A 16,333-nucleotide genomic window follows, 5' to 3' on the forward strand; every position below is an offset into this window, starting at 1 on the left:
GAACGTCCAGATGAATAATGCCCCACGATACCATGTGGAATTTTGACACATGTAACAAGTTTTATGATGACGGTGGATGGGGATTTGTCCGATGTCGGAGAGACCATCGACGGAACGGGCGAGTGGCACCGACGACAACGAAGACGGCCCGAACACGACGCGCCGAACGTTCCTCAAGGGATCGAGCGCGGCGGCCGGCATGGCAGCGCTCGGGCTTCAGGGGACCGACCCGGCGAACGCGAACGATACGGACGACGCGGACGAAGACGACGATGACGAGGGTGACGACGGACCGACGAACGTTATTCTTTTCGTCGGCGACGGTCAGGGTCGCGCACAGCTCGATCTGGGCCGATATCTGAAGGCCTATCGGAAGAACTCCGAGAAGTTCCCGCTGAACACTGCCGACGTGACCTACAACGTCGATCGCCACGACGCGCACGGCTCGGCGATGACGTATCCGGACGATCCCGAGGAGTTCGTCGCCGATTCGGCGGCGACGGCGACCGCGCTGTCGACTGGCCACAAGACCTACAACGGTGCGATCGCCGGCGTGAAGAACGACGCGGGCGAGTTCGTTCCCAAAAAGACAGTACTGGAGCAGGCCCGTGACATGGGCTACGCCGTCGGGCTGGTGACGACGGCGCGGATGACCCACGCGACGCCGGCGTCGTTCGCCAGCCACGTCCCGTCCCGCGACGAGGAGGAGAAGATCGCCAAACAGTACGTCCGCGACAGCGGTGTCGACGTGCTCTTCGGCGGCGCGCGCTCGTACTTCCTGCCCGATGGCCGCGAGAACGACAGCGCGAACCTCGTCGCCGAGGCCAAACGCAACGGCTACAACTACGTCACGACCGCGAGCGAACTCGATTCGCTCGACAGCGCGCCGGCGCTCGGCCTGTTCAGCGAGTCCGACCACCTGAGCTACACGCTCGATCGGCAGGACGACGATGACTCGACGCAGCCGGGACTCGGCGCGATGACCGGGACGGCGATCGAACTGCTCGAAGCCCGCGGCGGGCGAAAGGGCTTCTTCCTGATGGTCGAATCCGGCCGCATCGACCACGCGAGCCACTCGAACTACCCGGTCGTCGCCCACGAACAGCTCGAAGCCGACGACGTGATCGGTCGGCTGCTCGATTACGCCGAGAACTCCCACGGCGAGACGTCGGTCATCACGACCGCCGACCACGAAACCGGCGGCCTCTCGCTCGCTACTGGCGGACCGTACGACGTGAACTTCGACGTGCTCGACGGGATGAACGCGAGCACGGCCACCGTCGTCCCGAAGATCGAGGAGGCCGAATCACGAGAGGAGGTCGCCTCGATCATGGCCGAGCAGATGGGTGTCGAACTGCTCGACACCGAACTCGACGAGCTACGGGCGTACGACACGCCCGTCGCGGAGATCCTCAACGAGCGAATACGGCTCGGCTGGACGTCGACCGGTCACACCGCCGAGAACGTCCCGACCTTCGCCACCGGCCCGAACGCCGAATTCTTCGACGGCACCGTCGACAACACGGACATCGCCGATGCGATCCGCAAACGGCTGAACGGCGACTGAGCCACTCTCCCTTTCCGTGGCTCTGTTGAAACGATCGGAATTGGACCGTGACCGGTGTGATGAGTGGGAACTATCCCAGCAAGGAGGTGACGACCGATTTTCGCCGATAGCAGATCTGCGATGCAAAACACTGCTTGCTTGGTTACTGAGATATATCACATCTGGCACAATCATCGCTGGTCTAAATTGACGTGAGTAGTGAGTCAGGAGCGCGATTGGATGGGACGAACGTACAAGTACGTCGAATGTCACTAACTGAGCGCAAAATGGATCGGGATGTGAAGATAAGTCTCGTTTGTGGTGGCATTGTCGCTCTCTCCGGGCTTCTCGGATATATCGTTCTCCCGTTAGCCACGGGTGAATTTACGGACCTCACTCGCATTGTTACGAGTGCGATGAGTAAGTCGCTCGGGTACCACATGCTGATTCTGACAATGCCGTCGTGGTTGGTCACGTTCGGCGGAATCGTTTGGGCTCGACAGTGGGGACTGGATTCTACATGGGACGACGTTGTGATCGTCGGCGGGATCAATGGTGTCCCGCTGTTGATGGCGTTTGTCGCTTACGTGATTGCTGCCGTTGGGATGGCACTCACAATCACATTCAGCGGCCCAATCGAGACTCCTTTGGTCGTAATAGCGGCAATGGGCCTTGTCTTGTTAGCCTTGCTTGTCGGATTCGCGTTTGCAGCGATAGTGTTCGTTATCGTGTTTCTGGCGGTGGGAGTCGGCAGTATTGCTGGCTACACATCGGCTCGGGCTATCCTCTATCTATGGGGATCGGCTCGCCAGTAATCATACTGTCTCGATGGCCGGCGAGTCGTCACGATTTTGACCCGAGCACCATTCGCTTCGAGCGAACGCTCACGTGAACCCGATACAGCACACACAGGACGACGGAAGTCGGGCGGTCGCCAGCCGACGGCGCTTTCTCTCGCTGATGGCGGCCGGCGCGCTCGCGGGCGTCGCCACCGCCGGTCGCGGGCGTGCACAGAGCAGTCGCACGATCGAACTCGGCGGGAAGATCGCCGGCTGGCAGGGTCGTGCACCCGACTCGATCGCCGACGAAGAAAATCCCACGCTCGCCCTCGAAGTCGGTGTCGACTACCGCATCACCTGGACGAACCTCGACGGGATGGGCCACAACATCGCGCTGGTCGACGAGAACGACGCAGTCCTCGAACGGACCGAGGTGATGAGCGAGCAGGGCGCGACCCAGACGATCGAGTTCACCGCCCGCGAGGAGATGGCCGAATACATCTGCGAGCCACACCGGTCGTCGATGCGCGGGAGCGTCCGCTTCGGCTCCGGATCGTCGGTCACGACGGACGCCGCGACCACCGAGCAGGCCGTCCCGACCGGGCCGACGATCGGCCTCGAACGGCTCGTCGGCGGCTTCCAGGTGCCGACCGACATGGCGCTACTGCCGGGCGACGACCAGCGAGTCGTCGTCGATCTCTACGGGGTTGCCCAGCTCAACGAGGGCGATCAGCTGCGCGACGAGCCGTTTCTCGATCTGCGCGATCGTCTCGCCGAGATCACCGGCGAGCGTGGCTTCCTCGGACTCGCGCCACATCCCGACTACGAGGAGAACCGGCGCTTCTACGTGCGCTACAGCGCCCCGCCCGCCGACGACGCACCCGACGAATTCTCGCACACGGAGATCCTCTCGGAGTTCGAGGCGAACGAGGACGGAACGAGCGCGCGCCCCGACTCCGAGCGAGTGCTGCTCGAAGTCCACGAACCCCGCAAAGTTCACAACGGCGGCGCGGTCGCGTTCGGGCCCGACGGCTATCTCTACGCCTCCTACGGCGACGGTGGCGGCCCGCGGGATACGGGCCCCGGCCACGCGAGCGACTGGTACGATCGCAATCGCGGCGGTAACGGCCAGGACGTCACCGAGAACCTCCGCGGATCGATCCTGCGCATCGACGTCGACAGCCAGGAGGGCGACAAACCCTACGCGATCCCCGACGACAACCCACTCGTCGGCGAGAACGGGCTGGACGAACACTACGCCTGGGGCTTTCGCAACCCCTGGCGGATGAGCTTCAACGACGGCGAGCTCTACGTCGCCGACGTCGGTCAGAACCGCTACGAGGAGATCGATCGCGTCGTGAAGGGCGGCAACTACGGCTGGAACGTCCGCGAGGGCACCCACTGCTACGGCACTGAGAGCCTGAGCGATATGCCGAAGAACTGCCCGAGCCGGACGCCGCCGGACGTTCGGGGCGGCGAACCGCTCCGCGATCCCGTCATCGAGTACCCCCACGCTCGCAACGGCGAGACGATCGGCATCTCGGTCATCGGTGGCTATCTCTACGACGGCTCGATCGACGCCCTCGACGGGAAATACGTCTTCGGCGACTACAGCAAGGAGGGCGACCCGCGCGGATCGCTGTTCGCGGCCACCCCCACCGAGAACGGTCTCTGGGATCTCGAACGGCTTCAGGTCGCGGGCGCAGAGGGTGGCGCGGTCGAGGGCTATCTCATCGCCATCGCCCGCGACGCCGACGGCGAACTGTTCGCGCTGACCTCCGCCGGCGAGCTCGGCGGCGCGGTGAACCGGATCACGGCGACCGAAGCGACGGGCACCGCGACGACTCCGGACGGGACGAACGCAACGGGTTCCGCCACGAGCGCACTGGGAACCGATACGGCCGATACCGATGCGACCGATACCGACGCGAACGCGACGGCGGGCGTTCGGTCGGCGGCTGGAAACAGTACGGCGAGCGGATCGGATGGAATGAACGGATCGGACGGGACGAACGGATCGGGCAACGCGAGCGGAACCGAGACGAGCGGCGACGGAGCGGGCTTCGGCGTGCTCGCCGCGCTCGCCGGCATCGGTGGTCTCGCCGCGCGCCGCCTCCGGCGCTGAGAGCGGTTATTCCGCTTCGCTGCGGAGGTCGGCGAGGATCTCGTCTTCGAGTGCCTCGCGCACGTCGAGCGCGATCGCCTCGCGATCGAGGGTGATCTGGTGGACGCGCCCGCCGAGCATCGTCGCCATGATCAGCGCCGACAGCCGCTCGGCATCGACGTCGTGAAAGACGCCCTGTTCGATGCCGTCGTCGATGATCGTCGTGAGCATGTCGAGCAGGAGATCGTAGTTCGCCGCGAGCTGTTCGCGGAAGGCGGCGTTGTGCGGTGCCTGCGCGCGCAGTTCGAGCAATGCGGTATGGAACTCGTGATCCTCGCCGCGTTCGTCGCCGAGCCCGAGCAGCAGTTCGTCGACGAGGGCGTCGAGGCGTGCGTTCGGGTCGTCGCTGTCGACGTCGAGACGGCTCGTGAATCGGTCGAGGAGATGCTCCAGAAAGGCGGCGAGCAGTTCGTCTTTCGTGTCGTAGTGGTAGTGCAGAACGGCCTTGGTCTTCTCGAACTCGTCGGCGATCGCCTGCATCGTGAGGTTGGCGTAGCCGTGCTCGCAGAGCGCACGGTAGGTCGCCTCCATGATCTCCTCGCGGGTGTCGGTCGGCTCCGATCCACCCTCTGACGAACTCATTTGACTGACTATTCGGCGGCGGACGGTTATATCCTGTCGCTTGCGTGCGTCAGGAGTCCTCGCGCCGCGCTTCCACCGCGCCGACGAGCAGTGCGTCCTCGATGAGCGCGCCCGTCGCCCGCCGGAGCCGCTCCGAGAGAGCCTGATGGGAGATATTCAACTGATCGGCGAGTTCGCTCTGGTCGGTCTCGCGAGGCACTTCGTAGTAACCCGCTTCGAGCGCGGTTTCGAGCGCCTCGAACTGCGCCTCGGTGAGCCCGAAGCGGCCCGCGGGTTCGCCTTCAAGCTGTCGGATGGCCGTGACGTCGAAGGTGAGGCCGTTGTCGTCGGCGAACTGCACGGTCTTCGAGAGCGATTCGCGGTCGGGATAGAGCACGCGGAGATACCATCGCCCATCGGTCCCGTAGGCGTCGGTGATGGTCGCGTGCGAGTTCGTCAGCATCTGGAGCACCACCTCGACCTCCGAGATCCACTGCATGCGGTAGAGCTGTTCCTCGTCGAACGCCGACAGCAGTTCGAGTTCCTCGACGCTCGGATCGCCCGCGAAGGCCTCCTCGACGGCCTCGACCGTGGCGTTGCGGATCCACATCAGCGGCATGGCCGCCTCGTCACCGCTCTGGACGATGCGCTCGACCTCGAACTCGACGTCTGGCAGCGAGTCGAGCGCTTCGTACAGCGCGAACTCCTCGGCCGGGATCTCGCCCCGAACGATGCAGGCGTTGGACATGGTCGGCGTTCACGTCCGCCCGGCAAAAACTCCCTGACACGCTTTCGGAGCGCCGTCGACCGGGGGAAGGAATATGCCGCGTTCGTTCCTCGATGGGCCATGGCCAGAACGGACCTCGCCCGTGCGGATGCGGTCGAGCAACTACTCGACCACCGCTCCAGGGCACTCGACAGCCTTCCCGGCGAACCCGTCTCCTTCGACGCGCTCGCCGGCCGCACACTCGCCGAGGACGTGCGCGCTCCGACCGCCGTGCCGCCGCACGACTACGCGACGATGGACGGGTTCGCGATCGCCACCGACGACGAGTCGCCGGCGGTCGTCGCGGAGGTGTTCCCCGAAGACGAGCCACCGACGCTCGACGAGGGGGAAGCCGCCCGTATCGCCACCGGCGCGCCGTTACCCATTCGGACCGATGCCGTGCTGAAAGTCGAGGACGCGACCGTCGAAAACGAGCAGGTTTCGGGCCCACAGCTCGCCCCGGGGACGAACGTCTCGCCACGCGGCGGGACGGCGCGGGCGGGCGAGACGCTGTTCGAGGCCGGCACGCGACTCGCTGCCCGACACGCAGCGCTCCTGCGCGACGTCGGCATCGAGTCCGTGACCGTCCACGAACGGTTTTCGGTGGGTATCGTGGCGACCGGCACCGAGATCCACGAAGGTCGCCAGCCCGACCGCGATTCGGATTTCCTCGCCGGACTCATTCGGGAATGGGGCCACGAGCCGACGATCCGCGAGAGCGTGCCCGACGACTCCGGGGCCGTGCGCCGCGCCATCGAGAACGCCGCCGCGACCCACGACGTGGTTCTCACGACCGGTGGGACGAGCGTCGGGAGCGCCGATCACGTCGCCACAGTGCTCGAAGCCCACGACCCGCTGTTCGAGAGCGTGCGCCTCCAGCCCGGCAGGCCGGTGCTGGCGGCGGTCGTCGACGATGCGCTCGTCGTCGGATTGCCGGGCAAACCGCTCGCGGCCCACACCGCCGCCGTGCTCGTCGCCCGGCCGTTCTTCACCGGCCAGTGGCGACTACCATCGGTCACCGCCGGGCTGACCAGTGCCGTCGAGATCCCCGACGACGAGCGCGAGTACGCGGTGCCGGTCGTCCTCGACGGAAACGAGGCCATCCCGCTCGGCCACGCCGATTCGTCGCTGCCGATCTACGACGAGCGGTTCGCACCGGGGCTCGTTTCCGCCAATACGAGGACCACGACCGCGGACGGGATCGTCCTCGCCGAGCACTCGCTCGACGCCGGCCAGCCGGTCGCGGTCGTTCCGTATCGGGTGCTCGCATGAGCGAGGAGCTCCGCCACATCGATCCGAACACGATCCACGAATCGATTTCGGAGCGAGCAGGCCACGAGCCGCCCGTCGTCGGCGTGCTGCTCGCCGCGGGCGGAAGTAGCCGTTTCGGCGAGCGGAACAAACTCCTCGCCGAAATCGACGGGGAACCGCTCGTCCGCCGCGCCGCCCGCACGCTGCTCGATTCCCGGGTGTCGCGCGTCGTCGCCGTCCTCGGCCACCAGTCGAGTGCCGTCCGCGACGCGCTCGCCGACTTCGACGTCGCGTTCGTCGCGAACGACGCCTACAAGCAGGGACTGTCGACTTCCGTCGAGCGCGGCGCGCGTGCAGCTGCCGACAGCGACGCGGATGCCGCGATCTTCCTTCCTGGCGACATGCCGTTCGTCGAGAGCGCGACCGTCAATCTGCTCGTCGACTGCTTCGCCGGCGGCGTCGCCGATGCCGTGGCCGCCGCCTACGATGGCCAGCGCGGTAATCCGGTGCTGTTCGGGGCCGACCATTTCGACGCGCTGTGCGCGGTCGATGGCGACGTCGGTGGCAGAGATATCCTGCTCGATGACGGCGTGCTGCTCGAAACCGACGACGTGGGCGTCGTCACGGATATCGATACGCAGGACGATCTCGAACGCGTCCGGTGAACCGTGTTCGGGAAATTCAGCGCCCGCTATCGGACAACAGATGGATGTCGCTCGCAGCGACGGTCAGCGTCACGGTCCCTTCGGGCGGTTCCCGGCTATCGGTCTTGACGAGCAGCGACCGGTCGTTCCACGAGCAGTGGACCCGGTAGGCGTCGCCGAGGAACTCGCGATGCTCGACGGTCGCCGTCAGCGTCGTCGCGTTCGAGACCATCTCGCTCTCGCCGAGCGAGAGTACTTCTGGTCGTACACAGAGCGCCACGGGATCGCCGGTATCGACCGTGGCGCTCTCGGGGAGCGTGATCGGGGTGCCGTCGACGGTCGTACGCGGCGGGGCCGATTCTGTCACCTCGCCATCGAGGAGGTTGTTCTCGCCGACGAACTCCGCGACGAACCGAGAGCGGGGTTCCCGATAGACGGTTTCCGGCGGGGCGACCTGTTCGATGCGTCCTCCGCTGACGACGGCGACGCGATCGCTGATGGCGAGCGCCTCGCTCTGGTCGTGCGTCACGTAGATCGTGGTGATCCCGAGCTCCTGTTGGATCTCCCGGATCGTCACCCGGAGGCGCTCGCGGAGGCGGGCGTCGAGCGCCGACAGTGGCTCGTCGAGCAGGAGGACGTCGGGACCGGGCGCGAGCGCCCGTGCGAGCGCGATGCGCTGCTGCTGCCCACCCGAGAGCTGTTCCGGTTCGCGTTCGCCCATCCCCGCCATATCGACGAGCGAGAGCAGTTCGTCGACGCGCTCGTCGTCGGTGACGTTGCCAGGCGGGTCGCGAAAGCGGAGCCCGTAGGCGACGTTCTCGCGGACCGTCATGTGGGGAAAGAGCGCGTAATGCTGGAAGACGACGCCGACGTCGCGCCGTTCGGGAGCGAGGTCCGTGACGCGCCGACCGTCGATGTGGACCTCGCCAGCGGCCGGTTCCTCGAAGCCGGCGATGGCTCGAAGGGTGGTGGTCTTTCCGCAACCCGATGGCCCGACGAGCGTGAAGAACTCGCCCTCGTCGACCGACAGCGAGACGTCTTCGAGGGCGGTGACGCCACCGAAATCGACGGTGATGTCGTCGAGCGCCACGCCGGCGTCCGCTGTGGTGCGGTCGCGGTCGGGGATCGTGTCGCTCACGGCTCCCACCGCCCGCCGAGGCGCTCGATGACGAGGAAGCTCGCGGCCGTCACCAGCAGGAGGACGGTACCCATCGCGGTCGCTGGTCCGAGACTCGGCCCGAGCGACCGATTGCCGATGTACCGTTCGAGCGCGACAGGCATCGTGTAGCTCTCGACGCCCTCGGCGAGTAAAACCGTCGTATCGAACTCGCCGATCGAGATGGCGAAGGCGAACGCGCCGCCGGCGAGCACTGCCGTCCACACGAGCGGGAGTTCGACGTCGAGCAGGGTCCGAAATCGGCTCGCGCCGAGCGAGCGTGCCGAATCGACGAGCTGTGAGTCGATGCCGGCGAGCGCCGGGGTGACGTTGCGCGTCACGAACGGGTAGGCCGCGACCGCGTGCGCGACGACGATGGCGAGCGCGCCGCCGGCGGTGAACCGATAGCCGGCGACCGTCGTCCCGAAGACGAGCGTCTGGAGCAGTCCGAGACCGACGACGACGCCGCTGACCGCCAGCGGCGCGCTCATCAGCGTCTCCGCCAGCCGCGAGCCGGTCCCGCCGCGGGTCGCCATCACCGAGACGACGATCCCCATCGGCACCGCGAGCGCGAGCGTGCCGACGCCGAAGGCCAGCGAGTTCGCGATCGCCGGCAACGGTTTCGTCGTGCCGGCCGCCGTCGTCGCCTGCTGGTCGAGCAGGAACTCGTAGTACGCACTCGTCAGTCCGTTCGGGCCGGTGACGCTCTCGACGACCATGCTCACGAGCGGGCCGACGAACAGGACGAGGATTCCGACGCCGTAGACCGCGAGCCCGATCCGAACCGGATCACGAAGGGTCTTCCAGCCGACCGCGAGTGCACGCCGCGGGAGCGTCGTGCCGCCGCTCGCGGTCGTCTGTCGCGCCTCGTATCGGAGATAGAGATAGGTGAGCGCGAGCGAGAGCACCGTCTCGATGGTGCCGAGCGTCGCAGCCTCGGCGAGTTCGAGGTCCTGAACGCGCGCGTAGAGCCAGACCTCGACGGTGGCGAGGCGCAGCCCGCCGAGTGCGAGCACGATCGGAAAGGAGAGAAAGGTGAAGACGAACGTGAGTAGCGCGGCGGTCAACAGTGCGGGGAGCAGTTGTGGCACCACGATGTCGCGAAAGGCCCGAAACGGACCGGCACCGAGCGCCCGAGCGGTCTCGACGCGCCGGGCATCGACCCCTTCCCAGGCGGTCGTCACGAGCCGCGTCACGAGCGGTGCGTTGTAGAACGCGTGTGCGAGCACGATGATTTCGAGCGTGAACAGCAGGTTCACCTGCCCGAGCCCGAGCGCACCCAACACGTCGTTGAGTAGCCCGTTCTGGCCGAACATGGCGAGGAAGCCGACCGCGACCATGATCGACGGCAGCACGAACGGGAGGATGGTGAGCGAGCGGAGCGTCCGTCGGCCACGGAACTCGAAGCGCGCGAGCAGATACGCCCCTGGCAGCCCGACGACGACGCTCGCCAGCGTCGAGAGGAACGCCTGGAAGGCGGTGAAGCCGAACAGCCCGAACTCGACCGACGGGAAGCCGGCTCGGATCCAGTCGAGCACGCCGGCCGGGATCGAGAGCGGTGCGGTGAACAGGTAGTGGGCGACACCGGTGTAGAAGGGATCGCCGAGCACGTCGACCAGCGGCGCGGCCGTCAGCGAGCCGGCACGGACGACCGCCTCGCGGAGCACACTCAGGACGGGATAGTAGAAGACGAGCGCCAGGATCGCGACGGTGAGGACGAACGCGGTCGGGACGGCGAGTCGCTCGCTCCAGCGCCGCGCGTTCACCCGCTCGCGACCAGCCGCGACCACTCCTCGACCCACGACTCGACCGAGCCGGCGAGTTCGTCGTAGGAGTGCGTCACCGTCTCGGGCGGTTCCTTGGCGTACTTATCGAACTCCTCGCTCGGCGTGACGTCCTTCACGGCCGGGAACTGGACGTTCTTGACCGCGATCTTCGACTGCGCCTCTTCCGTGAGCACGAACTCCATGAACGTCCGGGCGAGCTGTGGGTTGTTCGCGCTCTCGAACAGCGCCATCGTCTCGGGGTTCGCGTAGCCCTGATCGTTGAGGAAGCCGAGCTGGTGTTTCGCCATATCGACGTCGGGGCCGTGGTAGTAGACCTGATCGGTCGAGTACGAGACCACCATCGGCGCTTCGCCGTCCGAGTAGGCCTGATAGGCCGGCTCCCAGTCCGAGAGTACCTTCACGCCGTTGCCGACGAGCTGCTCCCAGTAGTCGAGATAGTTCTCCTCGCCCTTGGCGATGATCGACCAGAGCAGGAACGCCCGCCCGGGATCGGACTGCTGGGCGTTTTCGGTGATGAGGTCGCCCTCGTAGCGCGATTCGAGCAGCGAGTCGAACGTCTTCGGCTCCTCGACCTCGTTCTCGTTGTAGACCAGCGAGATGTAACCCGTGTCGTACGGCACGGCGCGCTTTTTCGGATCGATACGCAGCGGCTTCTTCAGCCCGTCGGCACCGTCGAGGCTCCCCCCAATCGACTGGAAGAGCGGCTTGTCGAGTTTCTTCCGTGCCCGGACGAGCTCCGCCGTGTTCAGTCCGACGTAGAGATCGGCGTCGATCGGCGCGCCCTGTTTGGCCCGCTGGACGTACTGATTGACGCCGTTCTCCGGCGTGAGGAACTCGACGGTCGTTCCCGAATTCTCCTCCTCGAAGGCGGATTTGAGCCAGTTGCCCGCCGTGTCCTCACCGGTGAACGACGAGTAGGTCGCGACCCGCAGCGTGCCGCCGGACGACGCGCTACCGGTCGTCGCCGTGCTGTCGGCTCCCGTGCCGGTGGTCTCGGTTCCATTGCTCGAACCGTTCGCCCCGGAACCGTTGTCACCCTCGCCCGCACCCGTACAGCCCGCCAGCATCGCCAGCCCGGCGACACCCGCACTCGACCGTCGAAGGAACTGCCGTCTATCCATTACCGGGTGGTTTCACGGAGTGGCAATTAAAACTGTCGTCACGGCTCGCCGGCGCGTGACGGAGTGATGACGGGAAACGCGGCTCCAGAAAACCGGCGATCAGTCGGCGGCCAGTTCGTCCGTCGAGCGCTCGTCGTCGGCCCGCACCCGTACTTCGGCGGCGATCTCGGCCGGCAGCGAGACGGTCTCGTCCTCGCCCTCCGGCGCGACGGTGAGCATGCCGAACGGTGCGACCTCGCGGACGGTGAGACGGGTGCCGGGTGTGATGCCGGCGTCGGCGAGATAAGAGAGCACCTCGGGATCGCTGTCGGCGACCTGGGCGACGACGAGCGTCTCGCCCGCCGCGTACTCGGTGAGCGGTTCGTCGTCGGCCTCGGTCGGTTCGAGGTCCTCGGTCGGGATCGGCGCGCCGTGGGGATCGGCGCTGGGGTCGCCGAGACTCGCCGCGAGTTCGGTTTCGAGGCGCTCGCTGATGTGGTGTTCGAGCCGGTCGGCCTCCTCGTGAACCTCCGCCCAGTCGTAGTTCAGCTGTTCGGCGAGAAACAGTTCGAGCAGGCGGTGGTGGCGGATCGTTTCGAGCGCGACGAGTTCGCCGTCCTCGGTGAGATGGACACCCTTGTACTCCTCGCGATCGACGAGTCCGTGGCCTTCGAGGCGCTTCATCGTCGCGGTCACTGTCGGGGCCGTCACGTCGAGCGCCTCGGCGATGGTCGAGGTGGCGACCGGCTCCTCGCCCTCGCGGAGCTGGTAGATCGCTTTGAGATAGTCCTCGGCCTTCGAACTCGGCATATCGAAACGTTGCTGCCGCGCTACTAAACGGTTGCTGTCGTCGCGGTCCGGTTAGAGGGCCGCCGCGGACTGTCCGGTCCCGTCCTCGGCGACCTCCATCAGCTCGTGATAGCGGTTTCTGATGGTTACGTTGCTGACCTCGGCGACCTCGCTGACCTCGTCCTGGGTGAGCTTGCGGTTGGTGAGGATGCCGGCGGCGTAGAGCGCCGCGCCGGCCAGCCCGACGGGGCTCTTGCCGCTGTGGACGGCCTGTCGTTCGGCCGTTTCGAGCAGGTCGCGCGCACGGCGTTCGGTCTCCTCGCTCACGTCGAGATCGGAGGCGAACCGCGAAACGTACTGTTCGGGGTTCGGCGGGCCGATCTCCAGATCGAGCTCCTGGTTGATGTAGCGGTAGGCGCGCTTGAACTCCATCTCGTCGACCCGCGAGACCGCCCCGACCTCCTCGACGCTGCGGGGCAGTCCCATCTGGCGGATGCCCGCGTAGAGCGCGGCGGTCGAGACGCCCTCGATCGATCGTCCGGGCAGGAGATCCTCCGAGAGTGCGCGGCGGTAGATGACCGACGCGGTCTCGCGGACGTCCTTCGGGACGCCGAGCGCGCTGGCCATGCGCTCGATCTCGCCGAGCGCCTGCTTCAGGTTCCGCTCTTTGGAGTCACGCGTGCGGAAACGTTCGTCCCAGGTGCGCAGGCGCTGCATCCGCTGGCGCTTGCGTGCGCTCAGCGTGTTGCCGTAGGCGTCCTTGTTCTGCCAGCCGATCTGGCTCGACAGCCCCTTGTCGTGCATCATCTTGGTCGTGGGTGCGCCGGTGCGCTTCTTCCGGTCGCGTTCGGCGCTGTCGAAGGCGCGCCACTCGGGGCCGTGGTCGATCTCGTCGGTCGAGACCACGAGCCCGCACTCCGTACAGGTGGTCTCGCCGTGAGTCTCGTCCTCGACCAGTCGGCCGCCGCACTCGGGACAGACTCGCTCGGACTCGTCCGTCTTGGCGTCCTCGGTGGTTCGTTCGTCCTGTTCGCTCGGTTCTCGCTGTCGGATGTGGGTAGTGCCTTCCAATATCGGGTGGGTGAGCGCGTGCTCGGATGGGTAGTTGACCGTCGGTACAACAGGTCGGTGTTCACCCATAGGTAAGGGATGGAGACACTTAAACTCCGCGGATAAACACGCCGGTAAACCTCGGCGGAGCGTCGCTCAGCGACCCGATTCGCCCGTGTTCGCCGACGGGAAAGATTGATAGTCAGTAGGCAACTACTAACAGCTATGAGTTCCGCCGACCCGCAGGGACTGCAGGCGTTTCCCGAAGCGCTCGCCGACCGCGACGCGTGGCTCGAACCGTTCGACTGGTATCGCGAGATGCGCGACGACTCACCCGTCCGATACGACGCTTCGCGCGGCTCCTGGGACGTCTTCCGCCACGCCGACGTCAAACGCGTCATCAGCGACGACGAGGCATTCTCGGTGAACCCGCGCACGGCGAGCGATTTCGAGGGACTGAGCGGCGAGGGCGAGGGGCTGATCCTGGACACGATGTTGTTCCAGGATCCGCCGCGTCACGACGAGCTCCGCGCGGTCGTCGACGACGCCTTCAGCCCGCGGACGGTCGCCGAAATGGAGCCGCGCCTGCGTGACCTGATGCGCGAGCTTCTGGACGACGCGCTCGCGGCCAACGACGGCGAGATGGACCTCGTCGAGGAGATCTCTTACCCGTTTCCGGTCATCGTCATCGCCGAACTCCTGGGGGTTCCCGCCGAGGATCGTGCGCAGTTCAAGGAGTGGTCGGACTCGCTCGTCGCAGCCGCGAGCGACGAGGAGATCGCCGAGCGCCAGCAGCAGAGCCAGCAGGAGATGGCGATGTACTTCCTCGACCAGCTTCAGCAGCGCCGCGAGGAGCCCCGCGACGACCTCCTCTCGACGATCGCGACCGCCGAGCTCGACGACGGAAGCAAGCTGCCCCAGGAAGAGGCGCTCGGGATGTGTATGTTGCTACTCATCGCCGGCAACATCACTACCACGAATCTCATCACGAACGCCGTGCGCTGTTTCGGCAATCAGGGCGTCCTTTCCGAACTCGCCGGCGACGACAACGCCATCGGGCCGGCGATCGAGGAAGCGCTGCGCTACCGCGCGCCCGTCCAGGCGATGACGCGCATCGCGCGCAGCGACGTGAATCTCGGCGACGCGACGATCGAGGAAGGTGATCGCGTGGTGGCGTGGCTCGGCTCGGCCAACCGCGACGAGCGCGCCTTCGACGACGCCGACGAGTTCGTCGTCGATCGCGCGCCGACGGGCCATCTCGGCTTCGGTCACGGCACCCACTACTGTCTCGGCGCGCCGCTGGCCCGTCTCGAAGCCCGAGTCGCCCTCTCGGAGCTGCTCTCGCTCGACGGGCTGGCGCTCGCCGATGCCGATCTCTCGCCGACGCGGAGCTCGTTCATCTACGGCGTCGAGTCGCTGCCGATCCGTTACGACGGGCGCTGAGGCGGGCTGTCACGGCCATCACGCCGGCTGCCGATCGTCCGTGACGACCCGAACGCTCTTATGAAAGTGTGCCCTACCGAGGCCAATGACCGATACGGTCGACGACGTGGACCAACCGTACGATACCGACGCCTCACAACAGGAGAAGATCGAATCGCTCGAGGAGCGCATCGACATCCTCGACGGCCAGAACGAGGAGATGCGCGACAAGCTGCTCGACGCGAACGCCGAGAACAACAAGTACAAACAGAAGCTCGAACGGCTCACCCACGAGAACAAGAAGCTCAAACAGTCGCCGCTGTTCGTCGCCACCGTCCAGGAGATGACCGACGACGGCGTCATCATCAAACAGCACGGCAACAACCAGGAGGCGGTCACCGAGGTCACGCCGGAGACCCGCGAGGAGATCGAGCCCGGCTCCCGGGTGGCGGTGAACAACTCGCTGTCGGTCGTCACCGATCTCTCGGACGAGACCGACGTCCGGGCTCGCGTGATGGAGGTCGAAGAGAGCCCCGGCGTGAACTACGAGGACATCGGCGGGCTCGAAGAGCAGATGAACGAGGTGCGCGAGACCGTCGAACTCCCGCTCGAATCGCCGGAGATGTTCTCCGACGTCGGCATCGAACCACCCTCCGGCGTGCTCCTCCACGGCCCGCCCGGCACGGGCAAGACGATGCTCGCCAAGGCCGTCGCCAACCAGACCGACGCGACGTTCATCAAGATGGCCGGCTCCGAGCTCGTCCACAAGTTCATCGGCGAGGGCGCGAAGCTCGTCCGCGATCTGTTCGAAGTCGCCCGCGAGCACGAACCCGCCGTGATCTTCATCGACGAGATCGACGCCATCGCCTCGAAGCGGACGGACTCCAAGACCTCCGGCGACGCCGAGGTCCAGCGCACGATGATGCAGCTCCTCTCCGAGATGGACGGGTTCGAGGAGCGCGGTGAGGTTAGAATCATCGCCGCCACAAATCGCTTCGACATGCTCGATCGGGCGATCCTCCGCCCCGGCCGGTTCGACCGCCTCATCGAGGTGCCGAAACCGAACGCCGAGGGTCGCGAGAAGATCTTCGAGATCCACACGCGCGGGATGAACCTCGCCGACGACGTTACGTTCGAGGAGCTCGCCGACGACATCGCCGAGGCCAGCGGGGCCGACATCAAGGCGATCTGTACCGAGGCCGGCATGTTCGCCATCCGCGACGACCGGACCGAGGTGCGGATGGAGGACTTCCACGAGGCGTGGACGAAGATCGACACCGACGAGGCCGACGCGGACGTCTCGAAGACGTTCGCCTGA

14 protein-coding genes are annotated in these 16,333 nt (G+C 66.2%); 7 read left to right on the forward strand and 7 right to left on the reverse strand.

What is annotated here, in order from left to right:
• Positions 1-91: 91 nt before the first annotated feature.
• From C451_RS18625 to C451_RS18635, 3 genes are all read left to right on the forward strand, one after another.
• Positions 92-1,567, forward strand: coding sequence for an alkaline phosphatase (locus tag C451_RS18625; RefSeq protein ID WP_007743036.1), 1,476 nt, complete (start codon positions 92-94; stop codon positions 1,565-1,567).
• 266 nt (positions 1,568-1,833) lie between these two features.
• On the forward strand, positions 1,834-2,361 hold the full coding sequence (locus tag C451_RS18630; protein ID WP_007743038.1) for a hypothetical protein: 528 nt from the start codon (positions 1,834-1,836) through the stop codon (positions 2,359-2,361).
• 73 nt (positions 2,362-2,434) lie between these two features.
• Positions 2,435-4,450 carry a PQQ-dependent sugar dehydrogenase gene (locus tag C451_RS18635; protein ID WP_007743039.1) on the forward strand — a complete coding sequence of 672 codons (2,016 nt, stop codon included), beginning with the start codon at positions 2,435-2,437 and terminating at the stop codon, positions 4,448-4,450.
• Positions 4,451-4,456: 6 nt separating this feature from the next.
• Here the strand turns inward: C451_RS18635 and C451_RS18640 are convergent, their stop codons facing one another.
• Positions 4,457-5,071 carry a TetR/AcrR family transcriptional regulator gene (locus C451_RS18640; RefSeq protein ID WP_007743040.1) on the reverse strand — a complete coding sequence of 205 codons (615 nt, stop codon included), beginning with the start codon at positions 5,069-5,071 and terminating at the stop codon, positions 4,457-4,459.
• A 49-nt stretch (positions 5,072-5,120) separates the two neighbouring features.
• The gene (locus C451_RS18645; protein WP_007743041.1) at positions 5,121-5,798 is read right to left on the reverse strand and encodes a helix-turn-helix domain-containing protein; all 678 of its coding nucleotides are present in this window, start codon (positions 5,796-5,798) and stop codon (positions 5,121-5,123) included.
• A gap of 99 nt (positions 5,799-5,897) precedes the next feature.
• Between C451_RS18645 and C451_RS18650 the strand changes: the two genes are divergently transcribed.
• Together C451_RS18650 and C451_RS18655 are read left to right on the forward strand one after the other, a co-directional pair.
• Positions 5,898-7,088, forward strand: coding sequence for a molybdopterin molybdotransferase MoeA (locus C451_RS18650; protein WP_007743042.1), 1,191 nt, complete (start codon positions 5,898-5,900; stop codon positions 7,086-7,088).
• Positions 7,085-7,732: a nucleotidyltransferase family protein gene (locus C451_RS18655; protein WP_007743043.1), complete on the forward strand. Its 648-nt coding sequence runs from the start codon at positions 7,085-7,087 to the stop codon at positions 7,730-7,732. The genes C451_RS18650 and C451_RS18655 overlap by 4 nt, the downstream gene beginning before the upstream one ends.
• Before the next feature lie 16 nt (positions 7,733-7,748).
• On the opposite strand, the gene C451_RS18660 is transcribed toward C451_RS18655, so the two are convergent.
• The 5 genes from C451_RS18660 to C451_RS18680 form a co-directional block, all read right to left on the reverse strand.
• The gene (locus C451_RS18660) at positions 7,749-8,858 is read right to left on the reverse strand and encodes an ABC transporter ATP-binding protein (RefSeq protein ID WP_007743045.1); all 1,110 of its coding nucleotides are present in this window, start codon (positions 8,856-8,858) and stop codon (positions 7,749-7,751) included.
• Positions 8,846-10,657 carry an ABC transporter permease gene (locus tag C451_RS18665; protein ID WP_007743047.1) on the reverse strand — a complete coding sequence of 604 codons (1,812 nt, stop codon included), beginning with the start codon at positions 10,655-10,657 and terminating at the stop codon, positions 8,846-8,848. The genes C451_RS18660 and C451_RS18665 overlap by 13 nt, the downstream gene beginning before the upstream one ends.
• The gene (locus C451_RS18670) at positions 10,630-11,775 is read right to left on the reverse strand and encodes a thiamine ABC transporter substrate-binding protein (RefSeq protein ID WP_007743049.1); all 1,146 of its coding nucleotides are present in this window, start codon (positions 11,773-11,775) and stop codon (positions 10,630-10,632) included. The genes C451_RS18665 and C451_RS18670 overlap by 28 nt, the downstream gene beginning before the upstream one ends.
• 99 nt (positions 11,776-11,874) lie before the next feature.
• Entirely contained in the window at positions 11,875-12,564 is a 690-nt protein-coding gene (locus C451_RS18675) for a metal-dependent transcriptional regulator (protein ID WP_007743052.1), read from the reverse strand.
• 51 nt (positions 12,565-12,615) lie between these two features.
• The gene (locus C451_RS18680; RefSeq protein ID WP_080503563.1) at positions 12,616-13,614 is read right to left on the reverse strand and encodes a transcription initiation factor IIB; all 999 of its coding nucleotides are present in this window, start codon (positions 13,612-13,614) and stop codon (positions 12,616-12,618) included.
• A gap of 204 nt (positions 13,615-13,818) precedes the next feature.
• Between C451_RS18680 and C451_RS18685 the strand changes: the two genes are divergently transcribed.
• Positions 13,819-15,036, forward strand: coding sequence for a cytochrome P450 (locus C451_RS18685; protein WP_007743055.1), 1,218 nt, complete (start codon positions 13,819-13,821; stop codon positions 15,034-15,036).
• Between the two features lie 85 nt (positions 15,037-15,121).
• Complete coding sequence (gene pan1 / locus C451_RS18690; RefSeq protein ID WP_007743057.1) at positions 15,122-16,333, forward strand: proteasome-activating nucleotidase Pan1; 1,212 nt, start codon at positions 15,122-15,124, stop codon at positions 16,331-16,333.

Source organism: Halococcus thailandensis JCM 13552 (assembly GCF_000336715.1).
GTDB lineage: Archaea > Halobacteriota > Halobacteria > Halobacteriales > Halococcaceae > Halococcus > Halococcus thailandensis.

Excerpts from the sequence above, each read along its gene's own strand:
- C451_RS18625 (WP_007743036.1), top strand. The coding sequence starts at position 92 with ATGTCGGAGAGACCATCGACGGAACGGGCGAGTGGCACCGACGACAAC.
- C451_RS18630 (WP_007743038.1), top strand. The coding sequence starts at position 1,834 with ATGGATCGGGATGTGAAGATAAGTCTCGTTTGTGGTGGCATTGTCGCT.
- C451_RS18640 (WP_007743040.1), bottom strand. The coding sequence starts at position 5,071 with ATGAGTTCGTCAGAGGGTGGATCGGAGCCGACCGACACCCGCGAGGAG.
- C451_RS18645 (WP_007743041.1), bottom strand. The coding sequence starts at position 5,798 with ATGTCCAACGCCTGCATCGTTCGGGGCGAGATCCCGGCCGAGGAGTTC.
- C451_RS18650 (WP_007743042.1), top strand. The coding sequence starts at position 5,898 with ATGGCCAGAACGGACCTCGCCCGTGCGGATGCGGTCGAGCAACTACTC.
- C451_RS18655 (WP_007743043.1), top strand. The coding sequence starts at position 7,085 with ATGAGCGAGGAGCTCCGCCACATCGATCCGAACACGATCCACGAATCG.
- C451_RS18670 (WP_007743049.1), bottom strand. The coding sequence starts at position 11,775 with ATGGATAGACGGCAGTTCCTTCGACGGTCGAGTGCGGGTGTCGCCGGG.
- C451_RS18675 (WP_007743052.1), bottom strand. The coding sequence starts at position 12,564 with ATGCCGAGTTCGAAGGCCGAGGACTATCTCAAAGCGATCTACCAGCTC.
- C451_RS18685 (WP_007743055.1), top strand. The coding sequence starts at position 13,819 with ATGAGTTCCGCCGACCCGCAGGGACTGCAGGCGTTTCCCGAAGCGCTC.
- pan1 (WP_007743057.1), top strand. The coding sequence starts at position 15,122 with ATGACCGATACGGTCGACGACGTGGACCAACCGTACGATACCGACGCC.